Consider the following 22724-nt stretch of genomic DNA (forward strand, 5'->3'; position numbering starts at 1 on the left):
TCACGCACGGGGCCGCTCCAAGGCAAGGCGCCCAAGCAGTACGCAGCGATGAAGCTCCCGGTAGACGGGGTGACGACCAAGACCACCCGCTGACTGCCAGGAGCTTCGTCGTGCCTGCCTCGGGACCGCCATTCGGGCTGTAGACGCCGCACGCAGCTCACAGCCGATCGGCAGCGGCCTCATCCTGGCGTCCAGCCGTGCTTCGGCTGCTTGGGGTCGGAGCTGTTCGAATTCCCCGGATCTCGCGTGCTGCCGAAAGTCGTGAACGCTGTCGGAAGTCATGAACAGAGCCACCACCCCGTCGCCCTGGCCCACGCCGAGGCACAGCTCACCACCACGCGCGAAGGGGCGACGGACCACATTGACACCGACCTGCGCGACTCCGACGCCATCCTGGAGCAGGCAGCCGAAACACCTCCTGATCAGCAAGGGCTTCGGGTTCGGCGATGTGCAACTCACCCTCGTCCTGGGTGTTGTCCTGGGCTGGTACGGCTGGGCGATCGACCTGATCGGGACCTTCGCCAGGTACCTGATCGGCGCGCTGTAGGGCATCGGCCTGATGCTCGTGGGCCGTGCCGACCGTTCGAGCAGGATCCCGTTCGGCCCGTTCTTGCCCACCGGGACGCTGGCCGGCGTGCTCCTTGGCTCCCCCGCTCCTGAATCCGGGCTCCCGGAGCCAGTGCTGTGTGCTGATGGCGCACGGGTGCGGGCTTCGTGCTGACTAGCCTGGATTCGCGCCGTCGTGGGCGGCTGCACGGCGAGAGAAAGTCGATGGCCGACCAGGCAACCAGGTCTCCTGCCAAGGCGAATCCCAGCACCCTGACGTTGGAGTCCCGGCATGTCCACCGGCATGTTCGATCCCGCCGCGGAGGGCGTCCAGGCCTGGCAGATCTCCCTCCTCGCTGACGACGAGACCGTGACCCGGGTGCGTGCCACGCACGGCCAGTATTGGAAGGTCGACAACCTTGGCGAGCGCCTGGCCGACGAGGAGCCCCTAGCTGCAGTGGCGGCGGAGCAACTCTTCGACAGCGACGGCCAGTTCCGCCCCGAGTACGAGACCTTCGTCGACCTGCCGGGCAACGTCCTCGTGGTCGAAGAGCTCCCCGTATCTCCGAACCTTGGGACGACCCGTGGATTGTCGCCGGGTTGACCTCCAGCATCATCGACCGGCTGACCGATAACCAGTACGCCGTGGTCCTGCCCCGGGTCTCCGGTGGCGCGGAGAGGCCCTTGTCACGGAGGCGGGCGTCCTGCTGAGCGCCGAACCTTTCTGACGAAAGCTGATCACCGACACGTCGCTCGCTGCCCCGAAGAGGGGGCGCATCGTCTGCGCGAGCACCTGTGCTCCCGCGCCCGCTACGGTGGAGTTGACCCCTTGAGCGAGGACTGGGTCGAGGACGACGACGAAGGGCAGGTGCTTTTTCGGGTCACTGCCGCAGGTGCTCTGGCACCAAGGCTCTGCCTGGCGAGGGCAGATGGCCAGGGCCTACGACGACTTGGCCGCCGACTGTACGTCCAGCGCCGAGGTAGAACCGCGGAGCACCGGCGAGGAGACGGTCCTGCACCTCGGGATCGCCCGAGCCGAGGAGGACCAGACGTGCAACCGGCCGCGGCTCGTGCAGGACACCGTGGCTGGCCTGCCCGAAGACAGAGGGGACTTCGACTGGGGCGCCTGCTCCGACATCCTCTTCCTGGACCCCGATGTGCTGATGCTGTTCGACCACTCCCTCGACCGGATTGAGGACGCCGAAGGCGGCATTCATCAGGCACTGGGCATGGCTAATCTCACCCCGCACGACTGGTTTGCCGCCTTCGACCCCGAGCAGTTCCGCGACTCCGATCGCGGATTCCGCCACCCATGACCTCCCCCCAGCGGGACGGATACCGGCGCCGTCACTCCGATGCGGCGCCGGATTCGTCCACGGGGGGAGGCAGGGTGCGCAGGCGTTCGCATAGATCGGCCACGTACTCGGCGGGGCGGGCAGCGAGCAGCCCCTCCAGGCGACTCAGGCGGGTGCGGGCGGTAGCGCGCAGTCGGCTCGGCGGCACTCGGTCGAGGACGTCCAGGGCACGCTGAGCAGCGTCGGATGGTTGGCCGGAGGCCTCGGTCTGGGCGAGGACGAGGGTGGCGGCGGCCCATCCTGGGGCTCCGATGGTGCAGGCGGCCGCGGAGGCATCGGCGCGGGCGCGGGCCTGTTCGGTGCGGCCCAGCGTGAGGTGCGCCTCGGCCTGGTGCAGAGCCAGTTCGGGCTCGTCGAAGCCGAAACGCCCCGGCGCCTGTCCGGCCGGGTCGGCTTCGAGTTCGGTCAGTGCCACGTCGAGGGCCGCAGTCGCCTCACGGTCGCGGCCCTGCTGCGCGAGGGTGGGCAGCAGAGCCCAGGCATGGAGTTGGGCACGGACCAAGCCGGCGGGGGCCGCGGCCACGCCGCGTTCGGCGTACGTGAACGCGGCGGTCAGGTTGCCGGTGTGGCGGGCCACCATGCTCTGTGCCCCGTACGCCCACGCGGCCAGCGCGGTGTCACCGCACCGGTTGGCGTACGACACGGCGGCGCCCAGGTGGGTGCGCGCGCCAGCCGGATCGTCCAGGTGGAAGCGTCCGGAAGCGAAAGGGCTGGTGGAGCGGGCCAACGGCTACAGGGGCCCTCCACGACCGTCCGGCTCACCGAACGCGGTGACGGGCTTCTTCTGGAGGCCGAGGAACGCCACTTCGCCCTCGTGCCCGTCGACGGCGACGAGTACCGATACACCGGCTGGAGCGAGCAGCGCACCCTCCAGCTCCGCGCCAACCACGTCGTATTGCACGCCCGGCACGGGCGCGCCCTGACCAGCCAACACCTTCCCTTCCCGGCCGCCGCCTGACGAAACGAGGACGAACACATGCTGAACAGCTACGACGACTTCACCGCATTGAGCGAGATCATCGTCGGGTCCGCGGAGAACTACGTGGGCCACGACCGGGACCTCACGTTCGAGTTGTTCTTCCACGAGGCCATCGGCGGCTACCGCTCAGACTGGGCCTACCCGCGCCTGGCCGCCCGCGGCAGCGCCCAGGCCGAGACGTGGAAGATCAGCAAGCGGTACACCGAGGAACTCCACGAGGACGTCGAGAACCTCGCCGCCACGCTCGCCTCGCTCGGCATCACCGTGCACCGGCCGCTGCCGCTGCCCGAGAGCGCCTTACCGATCGCCGGGCTGGGCTGGCAGGCCGCCCCGAACCCCGCCCTGAACGTGCGGGACAACACCCTCATCCTCGGCGACGAGATCATCGAAACGGCGCCCGCGATCCGCAGCCGCTACCTGGAAACCCGGCTGCTGACCCCCGTCTTCCGCCAGTACGCGGACGCCGGCGCCCGCTGGTCGACGATGCCCAGGCCCACCCTCACCGACGCCAGTTTCGACCTCTCCTACGCCCGGGACGCCGCGACCACGCTCGGCGGGCCGACCGAACCGATCAGCGACCCGCAGCCCAGCCCGTACGACGTCGGCATCGAGATCATGCTGGACGGCGCCCAAGTCCTGCGCCTGGGCCAGGACCTGATCGTCAACATCGCGCAGAACAACCACCGGATCGGCGCCGACTGGCTCCAGCGGCAGGTAGCCGGCCGCTTCCGCATCCACCGGGTGTGGCGCATGGCCGACAACCACATCGACAGCATGCTGCTGGCTCTCAAGCCCGGGGTGTTCCTAGCCCGGCACGCCAGCCTGCGCGACATGCTCCCAGAAGCCTTCCGGACGTGGAAGTTCATCGTGCCGCCCGAGCCCGAATCCGGCAGCTTCCCCACCTACGACGACGCCGACCTGGTCCTCACCAGCCCCTACATCGACATCAACGTGCTGTCCCTCGACGAACAGCGGGTGCTGGTCAACGCCGACTGCACCAGCCTGATCAAGACTCTGGAGGGCGAAGGCTCACCAACTTCATTAGTTATCCCTGGTTTGTGCATTATAGTTGTGTGCATGGAGTTGCTGCGGATGTCCAAGGCTGCGCAGCGTCTTGGGATACACCCGATGACGTTGCGTCAGTGGGCGTTGGACGGCAAGATCCCGTTTACGTGGGTCGGGCGTGAGCGCCGGTTCTCCTCGGTGGATGTGGAGAGCATGAAGCGCGGCAGTGACTCCTCAACTGCGTGTGGGCGCCTGGAGTTGCTGTATGTGCGTGTGTCCGGCTCGTCCGGGCAGGAGGCCTCTTTGGAGGCGCAGGAGGCCGAGCTGCGGGCCACCTCCACGGGGGAGATCGTCAAGGTCGTCCGGGACCGTGGTTCGGGTCTGAAGGAGAACCGGCCCGGTTTGAACCGGGTGTTGGGCATGGTGTCGGACGGCACGGTGACCGTGGTGCGTGTCACGCATGAGGACCGGTTGGCCCGGTTCGGTGTGGGCTGGCTCGAGCGGTTGTTCGCCGTGTACGGGGTCAGCGTGGAGGTGCTGCACCCGAAGAAGCTCGGCGGCCGGGATGAACTCCTCGAGGATTTCGTCTCTTTGGTGACGATGTTCGCGGGCCGCTTGTACGGGATGCGTAGTGCGGAGAATCGCCGTCGGCTGCTGGCCGAGTCCGGGCAGTGCGATGACGGGGACCGTGCCGCGTGAGCAGGAAGCTGCCGCTCGCCGACGGCGAGATCTCCCGCACAGCCTGCGCCCGTACCCTGGTCCGGTTGGGCGTGGACGAGAAGAGCGGCGAAGTCCTCACCGGTGCCGCTCTGGTGGAACGCGTGGGCTGGTGCGCCGACCTGGTGGCGGACATGACGAGCACGCTGCTGGCCGCGCACTGGAACACCACCGACGTGGGCGTACTGGCCTCCGGGGAGGATGCCGGGGGCCGCAGGCTTCCGTCGAATGCGTGGATGGCGCTGCGCCGCCTCGGATGGCCCGTCGCGCCGGCCGAGGGCATCCAGGTCAATGACCGAATCGTGCGCATGGCCCAGGAGACCGCTGGTCGTGCGCTGCGATCGGTGAAGTGGCGCGCCGACGTGACGGCTGGGGTCCTGGCCTCCTGGCCGACTAATCCGACCAAGCGTACCGCCGTCGAGTGGGAGGCGGTGCGTGAGGCGATACCGGGCGGAGAACACCTGCCGTCCAGCATCATCCGATCCCGCACGCGCCAGATCGCCACCTTCGAGCGCAAGCACGGACGTCTTCCTGCCGGCCTGTTCGAGCTGGAGCCAACTCCCCGTGTGGCCAAGATGCTGCTGCTCGCAGCATGCGACAGACAGCAGGCCACCGTCGAGCGGACCGACGACGGGCAACGGGTGCTGCTGCGATTGCAGCTCCCCACTCGGCCCGACCCGCAGAAGTACGCGGACTGGGCGTGGGTGGCCTGCCCGATCACGTTGCCGCCCACGGTTCCGGCGAATGCGGTGATCCACCTGCCGACTGTGCGTATCGCGGGCGGGAAGGTGCGGGCTGATCTCGCCTACACCCACGCCGTGCCCAAGGCCCAGCGCACCGGCCACACCATTGCACTCGGCGTGGACTGGGGCCTGAACACGCTCCTCAGCGCGGGCGCGGCCCGGATACACGAGGGCGGCCAGATCACCGCCCTCGGGGCGGGCGCACAGTTCCGGGCTGCCGGTGTGCTCGCCAAGCAGTACCGATTGCGCCGCATCAGTGAACGTCTGCACGCCAAGACCGACCACTACACCCGGCTCACCGATCCGGCGGTGAAGGCCAAGGCGGGAGTTCTGGCCGAGGAGATCCGGCGCGTCTCGCAGCGCCGCGCGAACCTCAACGACGCCCTGGCCTGGGCCGCCGCCCGCTGGACCGTCGATCAGGCCGTCGCCGCCCAGGCCACCGTCATCTACCTGGAAGACCTGCGGTCGATGGAAGCCGGCGGTATGGGCCGCACCCACAACACCCGCATGTCCCAGACGGTGCGCGGGCAGATCGCCGATCGCATGCGGCACCTTGCCGCCGAAGTCGGGATCGCCGTGGTGACCGTGCCTGCGCGCAACACCTCCAAGCACTGTCCCCACTGCCTCACGCCCCTGCGGCACCGCAAGGCACCCGACCGGCCCACCACGCACGGATGGAAGTGGGCCATCTGTCCCAACCGGGAGTGTGGTTGGCAGGGCGACCGCGACCAGGGTGCCTGGCGGCGTATCGCCGCACGCGGCCTCACCCACCAGACCAAGACCGTCACCGACCGCGCCACTTCCACCATGGTGATCCGCACAGTGGTGGACGCGATGGAGGCCCAGGCCGTCATCACGGCCGCCCCGAAGGCCAGCCGGACCAACCGGTCGAAGACCGGTCCCACCCGGCCGCGAACCAACCGCCTCACGCCCAGGCGACGTGAGGTCCCCTCCCCAGTACGTCCTTCGGGCCGTGCCGGCCAGCGTCCGGAGGGACACGCACCAACGGACCGGACCCGGCTGCCCCGCGCAGCCCACCGGCACCAGAACGTGACCACGATCAGCACACCCACCACACGCCGACACCGGCCACACGGAGCAGCACTGGGCGCGGGATTCCACCTCCACGCCCACGCCGCCCCACCAAGATGGGCAGAACCCGCGTCGAACCCCATGGTTCGCATGGGATCGCTTAGCTGATCAGAGACGCTTCACCGCGATTCCCATCCGGCACCGGCACCGCCGCCTGTTCGGTGGCGGATTCCACTGCTTCAGCTTGGACACCCGCCGCGCGGGTGGGCCGGAGGACTACCGGTGAGCGTGCCGGTCCTGCTGCTGGAGGCGGCCGGCTCCGAGTCCGAGGCGCTCGCCCGGGCCGCGGCCGCCTCCGGCCACCACGTGCACGCCGTAACCGACGCCGCCACCCTCGCCACCTACCCGGGCGAGCTGCGCCAGTGCCTGGCGGGCTGCCTGGTCACCGACTTCACCCGGCCCGACCACGCCCTGAAGGACATCACCGGCTACGGTCGGCGGATCGGCGTGAAGGCCATGCTCACCGTCAACGAGTACCTCACCGACCTGGCCGCCCGGGCGTGCGCGGCTCTCGGCCTGCCCGGCAACGATCCCGAACGCGCGGCCGCCGCACGCAACAAGGCCGTCATGGCGGCCGCGTTCGAAGCCGGCCACGTCACCATGCCCCGCACCACGATCGTCGCGGACATGCGTGAGCTGCGGTCCGCGTCCGGTGCGGTCGGCTTCCCGTGTGTCATCAAACCGGCCGACGGCGCCGGATCAGCCGGCGTGACCGTGGTCACCGGCCCCGAACAGCTGGAGCTGGCCTGGCACGCTGCCCGCGCGGCGAAGGCAATGTACGGAATGCCGCGCGATCGCCGGGTCTTGGTCCAAGAACACGTCTGCGGCAGCGAGTTCAGCGTCGAGTCCGTCACCCAGCACGACGTCACCACCCATGTGTGCATCACCCGCAAGCACACCACCGGCGGCATCCACCGCGTAGAGCTGGGCCACGCGCTGCCCGCCCACCTGCCCGCGGCCGCCGAGCGGGTCCTGCTCGCCCAGGCCGTCCGGGCGATCGCCGCGGTCGGCGTCCGCAACGGCGCCACCCATACCGAAGTCGTCCTCGGCCCCGACGGCCGCTGCACCGTCCTAGAGATCGGCGCCCGACTCGGCGCCGGACACATCGGCGTCCTGATCCAGCACGCGCTCGGCATCGACCCGTGGCGCACCCTGTGGGACATCGCCCTCGCCCACCCGGCCACCCTCGCCCCGGCACACAGCGGCTACGCCACCGTCCGGTTCCTGACCACACCCCACGCGGGACGGCTGGTCGCTGTCACGGGCCTGCCGGAGGTGACCACCACCATCCCCGCCGTACGCGTCCGCGCGCAAGCAGGGGCACCCGTGGGCCCGGCGACGTCCAACCGCGGCCGGCTCGGTCATGTCATCGTCACCGGCCGCGATCGACGCACGGTCGACGATCAGGCCGACTGGATCCTGCGCCAGATCACCATCACCGTCGACCCGGGCAGCAGGACGTGAGCACACAGCCGGACAACCACACGGCCGACACAGCTCGCCACCAGCGCCTCGGAGTTCGCCCGCCTCTTCAGCAACGAAGGACACACTGGTGACACCGCATTCAGCACGATGGCGCACCTGGTCGCTCCCGACCTGCCACCAGACCTCGACCTGTTCTGCCTCCTGTGCGCGAACCTGCTCCACCACATCGCCCAACAGCACGATCTGCACCCGGGGCAGATCCTGGCCGACCTGGGCTGCCGCCGCGGCGGTCCCGGCCTGTGGCTCGCCGGTCACGAACACGCAGCCCTGATCGGCATCGACTTCTCCCCGGTCCCAATCGCCCAGCCCCGCAGCCGGGTTGCTCCCCTTCCGATCAATGCGGCCTTCGCGGCCCAACGGCCGCCTGGTGCTCACAGGCTGGCACCCACCACCCCCGGCGACGAGCGCCTTCCACCACGCCACCGGCACACCGACTGGATCCGTGTGCCGCGCGCGGCAGGATTCACCGAGGCGCAGTACGCCACCGCACCGGCACGGGACATCGCCCACCAGGGCATCTACCGCACCGCCCTGACGCTGCACGCCGAGCCCGACTCGGCGCTCGCCGGGCTGCAGGGCGATGCCCGACGGCGGCTGCCCAGCGCACACCTGCCGCGCCGCGCCGCCGTCACCGCCGTACGAGGCTGACGGAGGCTGGTGGTCTGCGTGCGCGGCCGCCAGCTACCAGGGGGTGATGCCAGCGTCGTAATCGATCGCCGCGGCGACCTGGTTCAGCAGATCCGCTCGGACGGCACCCTGGGCGCGTACCTCGTTCTCCCGCACGATCAGCTTCGCCTTCCGCTTGGCGCGGGCCACCTCAACGGCGCTGTCCAGTTCCTCCGCGGGGCGCCGAGCCGAGTGGCATTCCGTACCAGGAGGCGAAGCTGCTGTGTATGACGGCGGGGCCGGACCAGCAGAGCTCGACCGTGCCATCTGCCGTCATGCGTTCGTGGGCGAGAGCAGCAGCGCCGTAGCTGCGCAGCGCCTCCTGCTTCGGCACGGCCCGATACGTCATGTGGTCCGTCCCCTCGCGTCAGGTCAGCTGGGTCAGAAGGGCAGCCATGGAGGTGTAGGAGTCGCCGATGCCATCGTCCTTGTGGAGACGGTGCCGCTCCAGGCGGATGGCGCCCAGGTGGCGGGCTTCGTAGACGAGGGAGCGCCAGGTGGCGGCGGCGGAGGTGTCGAGGGGGCCGTATGCGTCCCAGAACGCGGTGCGCTCATCCTGTTTGGCGCTGGCCATGCGGATGGTCCAGTCGGCGGCCGGATCGCCGAAGAGAGTGCGGTCCAGGTCGAGGACTCCGGTGATCAACGGTTCGGGTGCCTCGGAGTCGAGCATGGTGTTGACGGTCCACAAGTCCCCAGTGAGCAGGCGCGGTTCGGTGATCTCGTCGAGGACACGGTGGTGTTCTGCGGCGAGGTCCGCGACCTTGCGTACGTCGGCTGCGTCCAGGCCGAGATGCCCCAGGTCGTCGGCGATGGCGTGGAGGGAGGCGATCAAGGCCGCGCTCCAGGTGGGGTGTCCAGGTCCCGCGACTGGACCGAAGTGCGGGCCGTGGACGGCGTGAACGCGTGCCGTGATCTCGCCGAGCTGGGCGAAGAAGCCCGGCCAGAGGTCGCGGGAGTAGTCGCGGAGACGCTCGGGGGCGGGCACACCGGTGAGGTGGCTCTGCACGATCCAGTCCCGGCCGGTGATCTCCTGGGACCAATCGGCGAACAGGACGCGCGGGACGAGGCCGGCGATGGGGGAGAGGTAAGGGACGGTGGCCGCCTCGTTGCGCATCAACTCCCGCTCGGAGCTGAACTGCTGCCCCGGAGCGGGGGCGATGCGCAGGATGACCGGTGTCTCCAGGCTGTCCACGGTGAGCCGGTAGGTGGTGTTGTACATGCCGCCGCCGAGCTCCACAGCAGAGGTAACGCGTGCGGCGTCCCCGAAGGCGCGCTGGCCGATCAACTGGATGTCCTCGGCGGTGACGGGCTGCTGGAAGGCGTGCGGGGCGCGGGTGATGGATCGGAAGTCCATGGAGCTCCTTCATGGGCCGAGAAGGCAAAGCGGCTGGTCAGAAGTAGGCTACGGAGTTACGGGACCGGTGGAGGGTGGCAGTGGGCTTCCCGGCCGCGGGTCCATGCGCAGGAGTTCACCTTCGAGGGCGTACCGGTCGGGTCACCGTGCTTGCCGATCCCGGTGATCGTGGCAACGGCGAGCACCAGGCCCTCCGTGTTGACGATCTGCACCTCGTCCTGGGCCAGGGCGCGGTCCGCGTTGAACTTCCAGGTGCCGCAGCCGGCCTGTACGCCTCGTCGTCCGTCATCCCCTGGCGCCACCGATCGTGGACCGGCCGAGGCGGTAGCCCGGCTCTGTGGGCCGTTCCCGGCCCAGCTGGATTTGAAGCACAACCACTCCTTAACTTGCCTGGCGCACGGCAACCATGTCAGTGCCCCCGGCCTAGCAGACGGTCCCAGCGCGGGGGTCCTTGCACCGTCGCGGCCGCCTTCCGCAGGTCTTCCCACAGCTGGTCGTACGTCTCGGCAGCGGTAGCCCCCCAGCCAGCCGTTCCGGTCGCCCGCGACGATACCGTCGCGGGCGGCGCGCTCTCCCTCGATCGCACTACCAACACCTTGTGGAGCGGCAGGTTCGAACAGCTCGGCGGGTTCATCGCCGTCGACGCCGAACTACCCGGGCCCACGGTCGACATCCAGCGGGCCGAGTTCCCCGCCCAGGCACCGTTCGCCGTCCAGCGGGTAGATGTCGACATCAGCTACGCGGCCTCGTCGACCCTGCGCTACCTCAAGCTCACCTGGCCGGTCCGCAGGCGCCAGGCACTCGGCGCCGCCGCGCCAACGGACGATTTTCGGCGGAGTGGGGCGAGTAGATGTGCAGGCCGAAGTCGTTGGTCACCCCGGCGGCCTCGGGCGTCGGCGGGAGGGAGCGCAGCAGGATGTCTAGCGCGTCGGGGTCGGTGATCGGAAGGTGGGCGTGCAGGCCCTCGCTGGTGCGCGCGATCCGGGCGCTGAGCTCCAGCCGGGGAAGGTCGGCCGTCACCGACTTCACGAAGCTGTCGGCGTCGTACTCTGGGCAGACCGACTGGACTTCGCGGCCGATGCGGGCGATGCGCTCGGCGTTGAGGGCGGTCTCTTTCAGGGGAACCTTCAGGGTCATGGGCAAACCCTCGGGCTGGCTACCGGGCCGCCCTCGTGTTCTCGCCGCAAGTCACCCGGCAAATACGGAGTTGCGGGCGGCGGCCCGGCTGACCGAGGCGCTTGGGACCCGTTGCCGCGTCGCAGGCCGTTAGCCTGTCGGTATGTCAGAGCGTGTCATGCCCGGTCGCACGGACGGCCTGATCACCCTGGTTGCCGCGGACGCTCTGTGGGTCGATTTGACGGCCGACAGTGCTGTGCCGACGGCTTCTGGGGCATTCACCTGCTCTCCTGCACGTGCCCGGGTGGGGTACGTCCTGCTCGGCGGCCATGTGGTGGCGACGGTGAGGGCGAGCGGCGGTCAGTGGAGTGTTCGGGAGGTTGAGGTGCGCCGGGCGGCCGCGGAACTGAACGCGGTTCGGATGGATCGGCAGGACCTGGTCCGCATCGGTCCGTTTCGTGGGGCGCCGAGGCAGGAGTGTAACGAGGGAACCCCTCTGCGTTGGCGCCAGCGCATCACGGGGGAACTGCAGGAGCTGGGCGGCCCCGAGTGGGCAGCACGACCTGAAGTCGGCCGGCCGTACCATCTGGCGGGGATCGACTGGCCACAGATACTCGTGGAGCAGACCCGCGACGGGACACAGCGCACGTGGTGGCTGCCGCGCGCTGTGGTCAGGCTGCTGGACGCGACCGAGCACGCCGAAACGCAGTGGGTGCAAGCCGCGCGGACCCGCCAGGCAAGCGCAGCCGTCACCGAGCCCCCCTCTCACCCCCGGCAGGCCCGAGACGCCGGCGGTCGGCAGACGAGCCCCGAGGGCCCCACCGACTCACTGCGCCCGTACAACAAAGAACTGGAAGGCCAGCTGTACTCGGTGCTCAGCAGGAAGTCCGGTACCTCGACTGGGTGGGCGTGCGCCGTCTGCCGCACTGCGCCCGCCACCGTGCTGGACCACTGCCACGAACACGGCTACGTTCGCGCCCCCGTCTGCCAGTCTTGCAACACACAGGAACGCCCCGACCACCTGTACAGCAACGACATCCGCGTGGCGAACCGCTACACACGCCTCTTCCGCACCGACACCGACGACTGGCTCCGCCACTGGCACCGCTGCCCCGGCTGCCGCGCACGCACCACCCTGCCCCTGCCGCACCTCGCCGCATGGACCGCTTACATAGCCTGCCGATCGCTGCGCCCGACCCACCGCGCCCCCCGCGGGCGCAAGCCCTGCGGTGTCCTGCGCGTGTCCTGGACGGGCAGTCAGAACGCGCCCCGTTCCTGCCTGCTCACTGTCGCCGTCGACTTCTGCCCCTCTGGCGAGCACCGTGTCCTGGCGAAAGTCCCCTACCGCGAAGCCACCGAGCGGTTTCGTGCCTGGTTGGCCGAGGCAGCCCCTGCCGTGGCCGCAGCGGCTGGTCCTGACCGCCTGGACGGCCTCCCTGCCCAGTTCCGGCCAGTCATTGCGGACACCAGCGGCGAGGACCTAGAACTGTTTTGAGTGGGCACCGGGAGACCGGACACCCCACCGTCACCTCGCAGCTGCTGGCCCCCGACGCGGTCACGCCCCAGGGAAATGCGCAGCAGAGGCGAGGTCGCTCACTCCGGGTGAAGTTCCATCGTCACGATGTGTCGACGCATTGTTGGCGGTGACAGCAGCGCTCCGCCAGCCAGGGCAGAGGTTGGGGAGCGTCTTCGACCTCTGACAACCTCAAGTTGCCCTCCGGGTCGGCCATCACATTGTGGTGCCCCTCGGCCATCCGCTCGTAGCGGCTGAGCAGGAACGGCCGACGGCGTGGATGCGCACCTCCTGAGCGGCGGGCCCGCGTAGTCGACGGACGGCTGAAGGTCCTCCAGTTCGGCTGCCCGGGCGGGCCGGCCGATCCGGATGTTCAGCTCCTCCTGCGGCTCAACGAGCCGGCCGGAATTTCGAGCACATGTGTTTCGGTCGTGTTGGTAGCCCTGAGATTGAGCGCGCGCCGGAGCTTGAGACGGCGCCCTGAACTGGACGGTGTTCGCCGACGCCCTCACCCAGGGCGGCTACGCCGGGCCGGTGTCGGTGGAGCTATTCAACCCCGACCTGCGGGCCCTGCCCGCAGGGGAGATCGCCCGCCTGTCCCACCACGCGGCCACCCGGTGCTGGACCCCTGCGGAGGCACACCGATGACCCCCACCCTCAGTCCGGCCGTACGGCCGTGGCGGCTCGCGGTCGCCGGATGCGGCGCCGCCGCCTTCGGACTGCACCTCCCGCTCCTCACCCGCTCCGACGCTTTCGACCTGATTGCCGTAGCCGACCGCGACCCCGCACGGGCCCGTACCACGCAGAACCGGTTCGCCGTGCCCCGCAGCGCAACCCGCGTCGGTGACCTGCTGACCGAAGCCGACGTGCTGGTGATTCTCACCGGCGTACACGAGGACCTCATCGAGGAGGCCCTCGACGCCGGTGTCCACGTCGTCACCGAGAAGCCCGTCTGCCTGGACGTCGTGCGCACCCGCAAGCTCGCCGCCCGGGCCCGGGCCGCCGGGCTGCTGCTCGAGGTCGGGGCGATGCGCGCCCACGATCCGGCGCTGCACGCGGCCCTTGCCCACGTGCCCGAGCCCGCTGGAGGCTGGCTGGTGAAGGCGGACGGCGTCGACGAGGCTGCGCGTCGCCGCCTGCTCCCGGCCGGTTTCTCCCCCTACACCTTCGACCAGGACCCGCCCCAGCCCATCCCCGACCACCTGGAACCGCACCAGGTGACGGCGCTGCAGATCCTGCTGTGGCAGGGCTACCACCTGCTGACCGCCGGCCCCGAGGCCAGGGTCTGGAGCGGCGGTGGCCAAAACCCCGAGCGTGCCGCTGTTCCGGCGCCGGGGGATGGAGCGTGATCTGGTGAAGCGGGCGAGCAGAGCGCCGGATCCAGGGAGCGGCCGTCGACCGCGGTCATCAGGAGAAGTGGGGGATCGCACGCTCGGTGTGAGTCCGCAACAAGGTGCCGGCCCTCGTGAGGTCCTCGGGAGTGTCGACTGCCAAGCATTCGTCCGCGACGCCGAGCATCCGTACGCCGTGGCCATGTTCGATGACGCGCAGCATCTCCACGCCTTCCGTACGTTCCAGCGGCCCTTGGGGGAGATGGCGGAACATGGAGGCTTATTCACGGGCCTGGTTCTGGTGATCAGTAGGGCGGCCCTGCTCGGTAGCTTGGTGTGTTCCACGACATCAAGTACGTACCGAGGCAGGGCCGTTGAGCTGGAACGTTACGACGGGGCTGGGCAAGAGGCAACTGACGGAGTTGGTGGCTGGTGTCCACCGGGAACTGCGGGCGGCCCCGTCAGGGCCGCAGCCCGAGCAGATGCGGGCGCTGGGCCTGTACCGGTCGGTGGTGATGGTGTTATTCCTGCTGCGGCAGAACCCGGTCCAGGAGGTGGCCGCGGAGCTGTTCGGTGTCAGTCAGGCCACCGTCTCGCGGCGCTGGAGTGTGCTGCTGTCGGTGGTGGCGAAAGTCCTGGCCCAGCACGTGCCCGATCCCGCCGAGGCGTCCAGGGGCAGGATCGTGCTGGTCGACGGCACTTTGGTCACCACCTGGGACTGGGCCGGCCACGGCACTTCGCTGTGGTCGGGCAAGCATCGCGATACCGGATTCAACCTGCAGGTCGCCGCCACCCTGGCCGGGGACCTGATCGCCGTATCGGCACCGGTACCCGGCTCCTGGCACGACGTGCGCGCCTGGAACGCCTCCGGATTCCCCGAGACCTTCGCCGACCGCGACAACATCGGCGACCTGGGCTACCTCGGCACCGGCATGCTCACCGGACGCCGCAAACCACCCCGACAGGACCGGCCCGCCAGCGACAAGATCTTCAACCAGTCCGTCAGCCGGCTTCGTGCGGCCGTCGAACGCGCGATCGCTCACCTGAAGGACTGGAAGATCCTCGCCACCCGCTACCGCGGCCCGCTCCACCGTCTCCCCTTCATCGTCAACACCGTCACCGCACTGGCCTTCTACAAAAACACCTGATCAGCCCCGTGAATAAGCCTCATGCTGAGGGCCGTTCCGGTGAAGCCGTAGAGACCGAGCTGACGCAGGTACCTCGGCCGGTCCTCGCGCGGGTAGGGGATCGGCTGCCGGGAGAACATCAGGGCGTTGTGCTCGGCATCGACGACGACCTTGACGACGTGGTGGTCCAGGACGGCACCGGCGTCGTCCAGCTCCGTGTACCCGTTTACCGCCAGGGTCCGGGCGCCAGGTGCTCCATGGCATCGGAAACGGCGTCGATCGCGGCGGGGGAGATGAACGGTTCGTCGCCCTGGACGTTGATGTACGCATCGGCGGGTAGGCGTTCCGCGTACTCCGCAACGCGGTCCGTGCCGGTGAGGTGTTCTCCGGTCCGCAGGCAGGAATGAGTGGGGCGGGGGAGGAGAGCCAGCTTGGCGCGGCCGTTTGCCACCGCCTAGTGCTATGCGCAGCTCTGTCGTCCAGCTGCCCATGGTGCGGGTGCAGCTTCCCATTGCCAGTTGTGATCAGGACAGTCAGTCGCAGTAGGGACTCGGGCGGACGCGACGTCGAGGGCCCGGTGCTGAAAGCTCCTCACTCAGCCTCATGGTCCATGCGTGCACATCAGCACGCATGGACCATGAGTGTCCGGCCCAGGCGACCGAATACTGACTGCAGGGTTCCTGACGCAAGTCCAGGAAGCAGCGCAGCCGCGCCGGTCTCGTCAGGCTCACAGGCCGTCCCGTCCGCCGACGCGCTCGCGCAGCGCGCGGTGAGCAGCCCCTGGACGGTGAAGGCGCTTCGGTCGCCGCTGGCCGCGATGTCTATCACAGCCAGCCCGGGCTCTGTCACATGCGCTGGAAGAATCGGCATCATGAATGGCATGACGTGCCAGTACCCGCGAGGGTTCCGCGACACCTTCGGCTTCACCCGACCGGTTACCTGAAGGGCTGTGCGGGCGGTCGGCTAGTGCCGTCTCTCGGCGGTATCCGAACTGAGAGTAGCCTTCCGGAGGCGGTCGTGAATCTCGCGCTCCGAGGGCCGGAGGGGGGGCTCGGACCTCCGCGGGAGGAGAGGGCCGGTCACTGCGGCCAGCAGGGCCTTCGGGCGCATGAGGGCAGTTGGGGGTACCTTCAGACTGGTCACGTCCCAGAGCGCTGCTGCTGCATTGTAGGAGCCGGTTGCGGCTTTGGTAAGTCGGCGTGCATACCAGGCTGCGAGTCGGTCGGCGGGCTTTGGCTCTGCCCCCCGTACATCCGGGTACAGGACGTCCATTCCAACGGCAGTGGCCCATGCGGTGTCGACGTGGTGGGCCGCGCCTCGAAGTACTCGCCGGGACAGGCCGACGCTGGCGAGGCCGGTCTTCTGCAGCTCGTGAGCGAGGACCTGGGCGCCGAGAGCCGCCACCGACATGCCCTGCCCGTAAGCCGGGTTGAAGGTGGCCAACGCGTCGCCGAGCGGTACGAACCGCTCAGGCCACCGTTCCGATTTCTCGAAGTATCGGCGAGCGTTGCTGGTGCTGCGGCCGCGGCTGACCACCACATCGGTGAGGGCTTCGGCACCGGCGATGAGGTGGCCGACGATCGGATGGGGCAGGCTGAGGGCGTACTCGAGGAAACCCTGTGGATCCTGGGGAGGTTCGCCACCTCGGGTGCCGCCGGCGCTGACCATCCACCGGTTGCCTTCGATCGGTAGCACCATGGCACTCCGGCCGGGCTGGCCGCTGTAGGGGTTGGACTGGATCACGGTCAGCGGCCACGAGTCGGCACCCGCCGGGGTGCGGTAGATCCGGGTGGCGTTGGTGAGGCCGGAGTCGATCTTCCGCTCTTCCACGCCGGTGATGCCGAGGTCGCTGAGCCATTGCAGGTTGCCCGAGCCCCGGCCGCTCGCGTCGACGACGATGTCGGCTTCCAACTCGGAAGGAAGCCCCTGGGCTGCCCCGCTGATTCGAACGCCGTGCACGCGCTGAGCGTTTCCGAGCAGGCCCTCTACGGTGGCCTGCTGGATGATGACGTTGGGCGTGCACTCCAAGAGAGCCTCACGGATGACCCAGTCCAGCAGCGCGCGCGTGCAGGTGATCATGTGGGGTCCGTTGTACCTCCAGCGCTGGAACCATCCGTCGGGAGTGAGGGCTAGCATCCCGTTGCCGAGTGATATCTCGTGTGCCCCTGCTTCTACGAGGCGGTCACGCACACCCACTGGGAGCAGGGCTTCCATGGCGGTGAGGCCGCCGGCCATGAGCAGGTGAGCGTGCTGGCCCTGGGGAACACCGCGCCGGTTTTCCGGTGTGTCAGGAAGTATGTCCCTGTCGAGTAGGAGGACCTCGGCCGTGGACAGTGATCGGGCCAGTGCTGCTGCGGCTAGCAGTCCGGCGATGCCGGCTCCGATCACGATAGCTCTCTGCGACACAGGGTTCTCCTTGTAGTGGTCATGAATCGTCGTCACTGAGTTCTCACCTGCTCCAGGGATGCATGAACACGATTGACAGCGTTCGCCAGGTGGACCAGATTGATGGTTAGACGGAACTTGTCAGGTGGGTCGGCCGGGCCGCTTCCCTTCCCCGACACACGGCAGATGCCGTCGATGATCATCGCTTCCTCTGAAGCAGTGCGCGCCTGCTCTGCGTTCTCGCCGCGCTCCACAGCGGCTGCGAAGGCGGCTCGGCCAACGCTCTGGTCGAGGTGGGCCGTCAGTTGTAGCAGGCCATCGCGGATGTTCGCCTCGAGCTGGTATAGACGGCTGCTCGGCAGCCGCCACCAAAGGTGCCACCAGGTCGGCTCTGCCTTCGGAACTGTGGCTACGTCTTTTACTGCCGTCCAAAGCGGCTCGAGCGCACGGTAATCGGCGAGGCTCTGCCTCTGCGAGGTGGCGGCAGAAGCGAGTCGCGGCAGGACGAAACCTGCGGAGCAAACCAGAGCGCCGAGTGAGGCGGCCGGCGGCGCGATCTTGGTTGACAGAAAGTCCAGGTTGTAGCCGAACCAACGTGTAGCGACAGCGACGACCTTGGCGATCTCGAATCCGAGGACGTCCAGAAGCAGGCCGGCGAGGATCAGCCACAGGCCGGTACGCAGCAGGCCCGTGACCTCATCGCGTATCCACCTCAGGCAGACCACGCTGAGTACGATGGTGCTTGCCAGATGCCCTAGCAGGTAGAGAATGATCATCTCGCGCATGTATGGGGTCGTCGCGTAGTACGTATCAAGGTCACTGAGACGCTCTACGTCTGCGTGCGCGAGGCTGAACAGCACGATGATGGCGATGATCAGTGTGGCGTAGACGGTAACGCTGATGGTCACCATGCGGCGGATCTGTTCTCTCGGGCCGCCCCTCCAGTGGATCAGCAGGATGATCAGTGAGCAGCTGTATGCGGATATCACGCTGTAAGTCAGTGGGGCGCCGACATTGGGAATTCCTGTGGCGTGGTTGACTGCGGCCAGTGTTGCTGGAGCCGCGCAGACGAAGCAGCAGGCTCCGAGGAAGACGGCTACGCGCGTGGGTACGGTGAGCGGCGTTCGTGGAGTCGTGCGTGGTCGGCGCAGCAGCAGGGTGGCCAGGGCGAACAGAAGGGCCGCCATGTACACGACAAGGCTCATTTCGGGGGACTCCGTTCAGGTCCACTGCGTGTGGGGGGTAGTGAGATCTGCTTCGCGGTCACACCGATCTGGTCCTGGTGCGGCTGGATGCAGTGGAGCGCGATTGACGTCCAGACCGTTTTGCGGCATTGGCGATCCGAACCAGCACCTCGGCGTCTCGCGGGAACGAGAGGGGAGTGGTCGACTCGCTGACGAGCTCGAGCATCGGCTGTCTGCTTCGATGTGCCGCCGCCGCGACAGTGGCGGCCCACGCTACAGAAGTCGCGAGCTCCGTACTACTGCTGTTACTCCTCTTGCTTTTGTGACGTTCCTTGTCCAGCTCTGCAATGTAGGTGCCGTTGTAGACCTCTTTGTCGAGGAGCGGTTCGATCGCGTGGAGGCCATTGAGGATTGTGCTAAGGCGCCAGGTTCCCCACGCGAAGGGAGAACGAGGCCGGTCGACGCGCAGAGCGCGATCCTTGAGAACCGGATCGAGCAAGGCATCAAGGGGTGCCAGACGAACGTAGTTGCTCCACCCGGATAGGTGGTGGCCCACCATGGGAAGGATGACCCCTACCACCGTCAGCAGCGCACCCAGGCCAGCGCAGAGCGGGGCTACGGAGGTACCGAGAACATCCCAGTCTCGACCGGACCATCGTGCGACAATCGCGAGCAGCTTGCCGGCGCTGAACCCTGCGCTGATCACGGTGCCGACGCCGATTGTCAGAAGGCTGGCTCGCAGCCAAAGACGCCTGCGCAGTTCCAGTTGGACGGCCCAACGCAGCGACCATATGGCACTGACCGTCACAGCCGTGAGATGGGCGGCGAGATACAGGAGGATCATCTCGGCGATCCACGGGGTCGTCGCGTAGTACGTGTCGAAGTCCGTTCGCCGCTCCTCCGCAGCATTACCTAGCGCGAACAGAATAGCGATGCCTACGAGCACCGCCGTGTAGCTACAAATCCAACTCCGAGCCGTCCGGCCCATTGAGGGACCGCCGCGCCAGCAGGCGATCAGGACCAGCAGCGCCGCGCTGTAGGCAGTGATCGAAGAGTAGGTGAGCGGAGCAGCGAGGTTGGGTACGCCGCTCATCCGGTTGATTACCCCCACCGTGGGGGGCGCCCCGAAAAGAAAGCACAGGGAAGCGAATCCTAGCACCCCGTTGATGGCTCGCAGGGACGGCTCGTTCCAGTGCCTGATCAGGTCGGGGAGCTTCACTAGAAGGCCCACCCAAAGCAGGCCGCAGCTTACGTAGTTGACCGCCCCGCTCAATTTCGCTTCCCCCGGTAGACAAGAGCATCTGCGATGTTGCGCGCCGTTTCGCCAGCGATCACGTCTTGGTCCATGAGTAACCTCATCGCCTGGCCGACACGTATCCCGAAAAGCTCAGCTTCCTTCTCAGCGTCCTCGTCGAACCGGGAGCGGGCAGCAGTAGGCTGGGCATCGGGCGTATGTGCTCCCAAGCCAGAGCAGATCCCCTCGGCCAGCTGCTCAGGCGTGACGCCGTCCTCTTGCCTTATGTGCCACAGTTCGTGCCCAAAGATCTGTGCCTGGTGCCAGGGCTCCGCGTCAGCTTCAATGATCACGTCGTCCTGATCATCTCGCTTGACCCACAGCCCCGTAGCCCTGAAGGTGCGTGGAATGTTCACCACGTGAACCTGTAGCCTGCGATCACCACGCCACCGTCTGGCCGACTCCACCAAAGCCTGGAACAAGTCCTCGGGCTCTGCTAGGTCAGCAGAGCCGACTTTTTCTCGCACAGGCGCCATGAGTTCGTCGGTGAGCTGGCGCATTTTCCTGTCGCGGTCTCGCATCCGTCGCCACTGCCGCATTGAGATAAGTGGATTCACAGTCCTCCCTCGCAACCCGAAGCAATGGCAATGACACGCTCCGAGCGCGGCCGATGTGTAAAGTGCAGTCCACGCTCCGCTACGGGACCTCGTACGCGGCGGCGCTCAGTCCTCATGGCGGCCACCGGCTTCATGCTGCGGTTCAATGGCGGCAGCAGGGTCAGCGGACCTCGTGAGAGACGCGGCCCAGCGAGCCATCGCTTCGACCCCATCGGGTGAGAGGACGCCCCGCGCGGCCAGCTGGAGGATCTCCGGGGTACGGAGCTGCGCGAGGGGGTCTGATTGAGACTCAAGATCCTGCAAATGCCGCTGCAGCGCTTCGTTGAGAGCCTCCGGCTCGTCAGCGACGAAGAACCCGGGCGTAAGCGAGAAGAAGCGACGGAGCCGATCGGCGCTCTCCAGGCTCGGCACGGATTTGGTGAGCCACTCGCTCATCGTCTGGCGAGTCACACCGGCGGCATCGGCAATCTCTCTGAGGGAATAGGTCTTGCCGTCATCTCGCCGCCGTGTCTCTCGGACGAAGTCAAGCCGCTGGCGGACGCGCTCGGGCACCGTGGTCTCCACAGCCCGGCCGCCCTCCAACAGGTTCTGCACGACAGGTACGGGCATACCCGTCTCCCACGACAGGTCCTCCGTGTTCAGCACTTCAGACAGGTCAGACCGTCCAGCGGCGCGGCGTATGCGCTCAAGCGTACCCGCCAGTCTCCCGTAGGCATCGTCTGCTGCCACCGACCACTCTCCTGGGCGCACGTCGTAAGGATCAAGGACTGGACTGATCCGAGGGTATCGACACTATCCCTCAGACTGCGGGCAATGTTAAGTCCCTCTGCTGAAGTCGGCAGGCATAGTTGACACCGCGTTATGTCTGATAGCAGGATCACCCTGCCGATGTAACAGACCGTGCGGTCCGTTAGTTGGACAGGATCCGCCTCAACTGACCGGGCGGTCGAACGGCTAGAGCAAACGGGCGGCCAGCCCCAGCCAGGAGGAGCCGGCCCAATCGACTATGAGGAGGCGTGATGGGCTTGCTGGGGCGGCACCCGACCGACGCCCTGCACCTCGGCCCAATGCGCCGGGTAGGCCAAGCGCCCAGGGCGCAGAGGTCGAGAGATGAGCAGTCTCTTCGTGAGGGGGGCATAGGAGGAACCGACATGCCGATGAGGGTCGCTGGCGCTGGGGTTGGCGAAGACTTGGCTACGGAGATGCGAGCCAGGCGGCTGCAGGATTTCGTTAAGGGACGCCGGGAATATCTCGGCCTGAGCCAGAAGGTCATAGCCGAGCGCCTGATGATAAGCGATCGTGCCTATGGGAACTGGGAGCGTGGCAGGGTCACACAGTGGACCGACGAGAAGCTGCATGCCCTCGCTCAGGCATTGCAGATGTCTGAATATCAGACCTGTCGGCTGTTCTGGTTGGCCCTCGACCGCGGCCCCCTGCCTGATGTGCGTGCCACCTCTAGACGTGCCCATGCCGAGGATCCGGCGACCGCAGCCTTCCTCGAGGACTACCGCGCCATGATGGACGCACTCTCACTGCCCACCTTCCTCATCGACCACCGGTGGGATGTACGGATGTCCAACAACGCCTACCTCGACCTGTTCGCAGGTTTAAGGCCGTATCCCACGGCGATGCCCGACCAGAACTTTCTACGCTTCGGCCTGTTCCACCCCGACGCCCCAACCGTCCTGATGGATCACTCGAAGTGGCAGCTCGCCCTGCTTGCCACACTGGCATCGAGTCTGGAGCGGCACGACCAGGACGCCGGCCTCCAGAGCATCCGTCGGGACGTGTACCGCCAGCCGACGCTCCGCGATTCTTACCTCGACATCCCGAACTGGGTGCTGGGCTCCGGAGCGGACCTGGTCCATCACGAAGGGCCGGTTCGGGAACTCCGCCACCCTGATCCACAGCTCGGTCTCCAGGGCTGCCGACTCGTGGAAGAAACGCCCCGATCGTTGCAGACGCTCGGACTCACTCGCATCACCCTGGTTCTGGTCGAGACGGACGACAGACTCAGCCAGGAACGGGAGGGCTCGCACGGCCATCACGCGGCCTAACGGCTGCCTGGCGTGCGATGCGGAAGAAACAATTGCCGAGCGCTCCAGCGCTTGTCAGATGGCCAGGTCCGTCGTGCGCAAGGCCTTTGTGAGGCCACGCAGTGGCCCGGTCACAGTTGGGTGTGAAGTTCCCCCGCTGAACTGGACAGCCTGATACTGGGACGGTTGAGTCCCGGAGGAAGCAGTCCAGATAGTGAGTGGCAAGAGCAACATGAGCA

At 67.7% G+C, this 22724-nt stretch carries 26 protein-coding genes and 2 pseudogenes; 13 read left to right on the top strand and 15 right to left on the bottom strand.

What is annotated here, in order from left to right:
- Positions 1-261: 261 nt before the first annotated feature.
- From AC07CM_RS44955 to AC07CM_RS44965, 3 genes and pseudogenes are all read left to right on the top strand, one after another.
- Positions 262-393: pseudogene (locus AC07CM_RS44955) on the top strand (hypothetical protein); the annotation flags it as partial.
- A 445-nt stretch (positions 394-838) separates the two neighbouring features.
- On the top strand, positions 839-1150 hold the full coding sequence (locus AC07CM_RS44960) for a hypothetical protein (RefSeq protein ID WP_478882354.1): 312 nt from the start codon (positions 839-841) through the stop codon (positions 1148-1150).
- A 325-nt stretch (positions 1151-1475) separates the two neighbouring features.
- On the top strand, positions 1476-1862 hold the full coding sequence (locus AC07CM_RS44965; protein ID WP_478882355.1) for a hypothetical protein: 387 nt from the start codon (positions 1476-1478) through the stop codon (positions 1860-1862).
- Positions 1863-1893: 31 nt separating this feature from the next.
- On the opposite strand, the gene AC07CM_RS44970 is transcribed toward AC07CM_RS44965, so the two are convergent.
- Together AC07CM_RS44970 and AC07CM_RS44975 are read right to left on the bottom strand one after the other, a co-directional pair.
- Positions 1894-2628 (bottom strand): hypothetical protein, encoded by a 735-nt coding sequence (locus AC07CM_RS44970; RefSeq protein ID WP_478882356.1) that lies wholly within the window; start codon positions 2626-2628, stop codon positions 1894-1896.
- A 3-nt stretch (positions 2629-2631) separates the two neighbouring features.
- The gene (locus AC07CM_RS44975; protein ID WP_478882357.1) at positions 2632-2811 is read right to left on the bottom strand and encodes a hypothetical protein; all 180 of its coding nucleotides are present in this window, start codon (positions 2809-2811) and stop codon (positions 2632-2634) included.
- A 66-nt stretch (positions 2812-2877) separates the two neighbouring features.
- On the opposite strand from AC07CM_RS44975, the gene AC07CM_RS44980 reads away from it, so the two are divergent.
- From AC07CM_RS44980 to AC07CM_RS45000, 5 genes and pseudogenes are all read left to right on the top strand, one after another.
- Positions 2878-4584, top strand: a complete 1707-nt coding sequence (locus AC07CM_RS44980) for an IS607 family transposase (protein ID WP_478882358.1) — start codon at positions 2878-2880, stop codon at positions 4582-4584.
- A complete protein-coding gene (locus tag AC07CM_RS44985; RefSeq protein WP_478882359.1) occupies positions 4581-6545 on the top strand; it encodes a zinc ribbon domain-containing protein in 1965 nt (654 codons plus the stop codon). The genes AC07CM_RS44980 and AC07CM_RS44985 overlap by 4 nt, the downstream gene beginning before the upstream one ends.
- A gap of 4 nt (positions 6546-6549) precedes the next feature.
- Positions 6550-6663 (top strand): annotated as a pseudogene (locus AC07CM_RS44990) (inosamine-phosphate amidinotransferase 1); the annotation flags it as partial.
- Positions 6660-7901: an ATP-grasp domain-containing protein gene (locus tag AC07CM_RS44995; protein WP_478882360.1), complete on the top strand. Its 1242-nt coding sequence runs from the start codon at positions 6660-6662 to the stop codon at positions 7899-7901. The pseudogene AC07CM_RS44990 and the gene AC07CM_RS44995, both read left to right, overlap by 4 nt.
- Before the next feature lie 108 nt (positions 7902-8009).
- Positions 8010-8570: an SAM-dependent methyltransferase gene (locus tag AC07CM_RS45000; protein WP_478882361.1), complete on the top strand. Its 561-nt coding sequence runs from the start codon at positions 8010-8012 to the stop codon at positions 8568-8570.
- A gap of 33 nt (positions 8571-8603) precedes the next feature.
- Here the strand turns inward: AC07CM_RS45000 and AC07CM_RS45005 are convergent, their stop codons facing one another.
- The 5 genes from AC07CM_RS45005 to AC07CM_RS45025 form a co-directional block, all read right to left on the bottom strand.
- Positions 8604-8738: a hypothetical protein gene (locus AC07CM_RS45005; protein WP_478882362.1), complete on the bottom strand. Its 135-nt coding sequence runs from the start codon at positions 8736-8738 to the stop codon at positions 8604-8606.
- A gap of 1 nt (position 8739) precedes the next feature.
- Positions 8740-8937 (bottom strand): hypothetical protein, encoded by a 198-nt coding sequence (locus AC07CM_RS45010; protein ID WP_478882363.1) that lies wholly within the window; start codon positions 8935-8937, stop codon positions 8740-8742.
- 18 nt (positions 8938-8955) lie between these two features.
- Positions 8956-9942, bottom strand: a complete 987-nt coding sequence (locus AC07CM_RS45015; protein ID WP_478882364.1) for a phosphotransferase family protein — start codon at positions 9940-9942, stop codon at positions 8956-8958.
- A gap of 56 nt (positions 9943-9998) precedes the next feature.
- A complete protein-coding gene (locus tag AC07CM_RS45020; RefSeq protein ID WP_478882365.1) occupies positions 9999-10244 on the bottom strand; it encodes a hypothetical protein in 246 nt (81 codons plus the stop codon).
- A 469-nt stretch (positions 10245-10713) separates the two neighbouring features.
- A complete protein-coding gene (locus AC07CM_RS45025; RefSeq protein WP_478882366.1) occupies positions 10714-11079 on the bottom strand; it encodes a hypothetical protein in 366 nt (121 codons plus the stop codon).
- Positions 11080-11674: 595 nt separating this feature from the next.
- On the opposite strand from AC07CM_RS45025, the gene AC07CM_RS45030 reads away from it, so the two are divergent.
- From AC07CM_RS45030 to AC07CM_RS45045, 4 genes are all read left to right on the top strand, one after another.
- Positions 11675-12553 (top strand): endonuclease domain-containing protein, encoded by an 879-nt coding sequence (locus AC07CM_RS45030; protein ID WP_478882367.1) that lies wholly within the window; start codon positions 11675-11677, stop codon positions 12551-12553.
- A gap of 510 nt (positions 12554-13063) precedes the next feature.
- Positions 13064-13219 carry a hypothetical protein gene (locus AC07CM_RS45035; RefSeq protein ID WP_478882368.1) on the top strand — a complete coding sequence of 52 codons (156 nt, stop codon included), beginning with the start codon at positions 13064-13066 and terminating at the stop codon, positions 13217-13219.
- Positions 13216-13920, top strand: coding sequence for a Gfo/Idh/MocA family oxidoreductase (locus tag AC07CM_RS45040; protein ID WP_478882369.1), 705 nt, complete (start codon positions 13216-13218; stop codon positions 13918-13920). Before AC07CM_RS45035 ends, AC07CM_RS45040 begins: the two co-directional genes overlap by 4 nt.
- Before the next feature lie 356 nt (positions 13921-14276).
- The gene (locus tag AC07CM_RS45045; RefSeq protein ID WP_478882370.1) at positions 14277-15050 is read left to right on the top strand and encodes a transposase family protein; all 774 of its coding nucleotides are present in this window, start codon (positions 14277-14279) and stop codon (positions 15048-15050) included.
- Here AC07CM_RS45045 and AC07CM_RS45050 read toward each other — a convergent pair.
- From AC07CM_RS45050 to AC07CM_RS45085, 8 genes are all read right to left on the bottom strand, one after another.
- Complete coding sequence (locus AC07CM_RS45050) at positions 15035-15265, bottom strand: cytidylyltransferase domain-containing protein (protein WP_478882378.1); 231 nt, start codon at positions 15263-15265, stop codon at positions 15035-15037. The genes AC07CM_RS45045 and AC07CM_RS45050 overlap by 16 nt on opposite strands.
- Complete coding sequence (locus AC07CM_RS45055; protein ID WP_478882371.1) at positions 15256-15480, bottom strand: cytidylyltransferase domain-containing protein; 225 nt, start codon at positions 15478-15480, stop codon at positions 15256-15258. The genes AC07CM_RS45050 and AC07CM_RS45055 overlap by 10 nt, the downstream gene beginning before the upstream one ends.
- A gap of 170 nt (positions 15481-15650) precedes the next feature.
- Positions 15651-15911, bottom strand: a complete 261-nt coding sequence (locus AC07CM_RS45060; RefSeq protein WP_478882372.1) for a DUF6207 family protein — start codon at positions 15909-15911, stop codon at positions 15651-15653.
- Between the two features lie 81 nt (positions 15912-15992).
- Positions 15993-17435, bottom strand: a complete 1443-nt coding sequence (locus AC07CM_RS45065; protein WP_478882379.1) for an NAD(P)/FAD-dependent oxidoreductase — start codon at positions 17433-17435, stop codon at positions 15993-15995.
- A 32-nt stretch (positions 17436-17467) separates the two neighbouring features.
- A complete protein-coding gene (locus tag AC07CM_RS45070) occupies positions 17468-18619 on the bottom strand; it encodes an MAB_1171c family putative transporter (protein WP_478882373.1) in 1152 nt (383 codons plus the stop codon).
- A gap of 58 nt (positions 18620-18677) precedes the next feature.
- Positions 18678-19691 carry an MAB_1171c family putative transporter gene (locus AC07CM_RS45075; RefSeq protein WP_478882374.1) on the bottom strand — a complete coding sequence of 338 codons (1014 nt, stop codon included), beginning with the start codon at positions 19689-19691 and terminating at the stop codon, positions 18678-18680.
- A gap of 176 nt (positions 19692-19867) precedes the next feature.
- Positions 19868-20392, bottom strand: a complete 525-nt coding sequence (locus AC07CM_RS45080; RefSeq protein WP_478882375.1) for a hypothetical protein — start codon at positions 20390-20392, stop codon at positions 19868-19870.
- A gap of 162 nt (positions 20393-20554) precedes the next feature.
- Positions 20555-21178: an XRE family transcriptional regulator gene (locus AC07CM_RS45085; protein ID WP_478882376.1), complete on the bottom strand. Its 624-nt coding sequence runs from the start codon at positions 21176-21178 to the stop codon at positions 20555-20557.
- Positions 21179-21600: 422 nt separating this feature from the next.
- Here AC07CM_RS45085 and AC07CM_RS45090 point away from each other — a divergent pair, with 422 nt between their 5' ends.
- The gene (locus tag AC07CM_RS45090; RefSeq protein WP_478882377.1) at positions 21601-22506 is read left to right on the top strand and encodes an MmyB family transcriptional regulator; all 906 of its coding nucleotides are present in this window, start codon (positions 21601-21603) and stop codon (positions 22504-22506) included.
- The last annotated feature ends 218 nt before the right edge of the window (positions 22507-22724 follow it).

Source organism: Streptomyces sp. NPDC044061 (genome assembly GCF_056434305.1).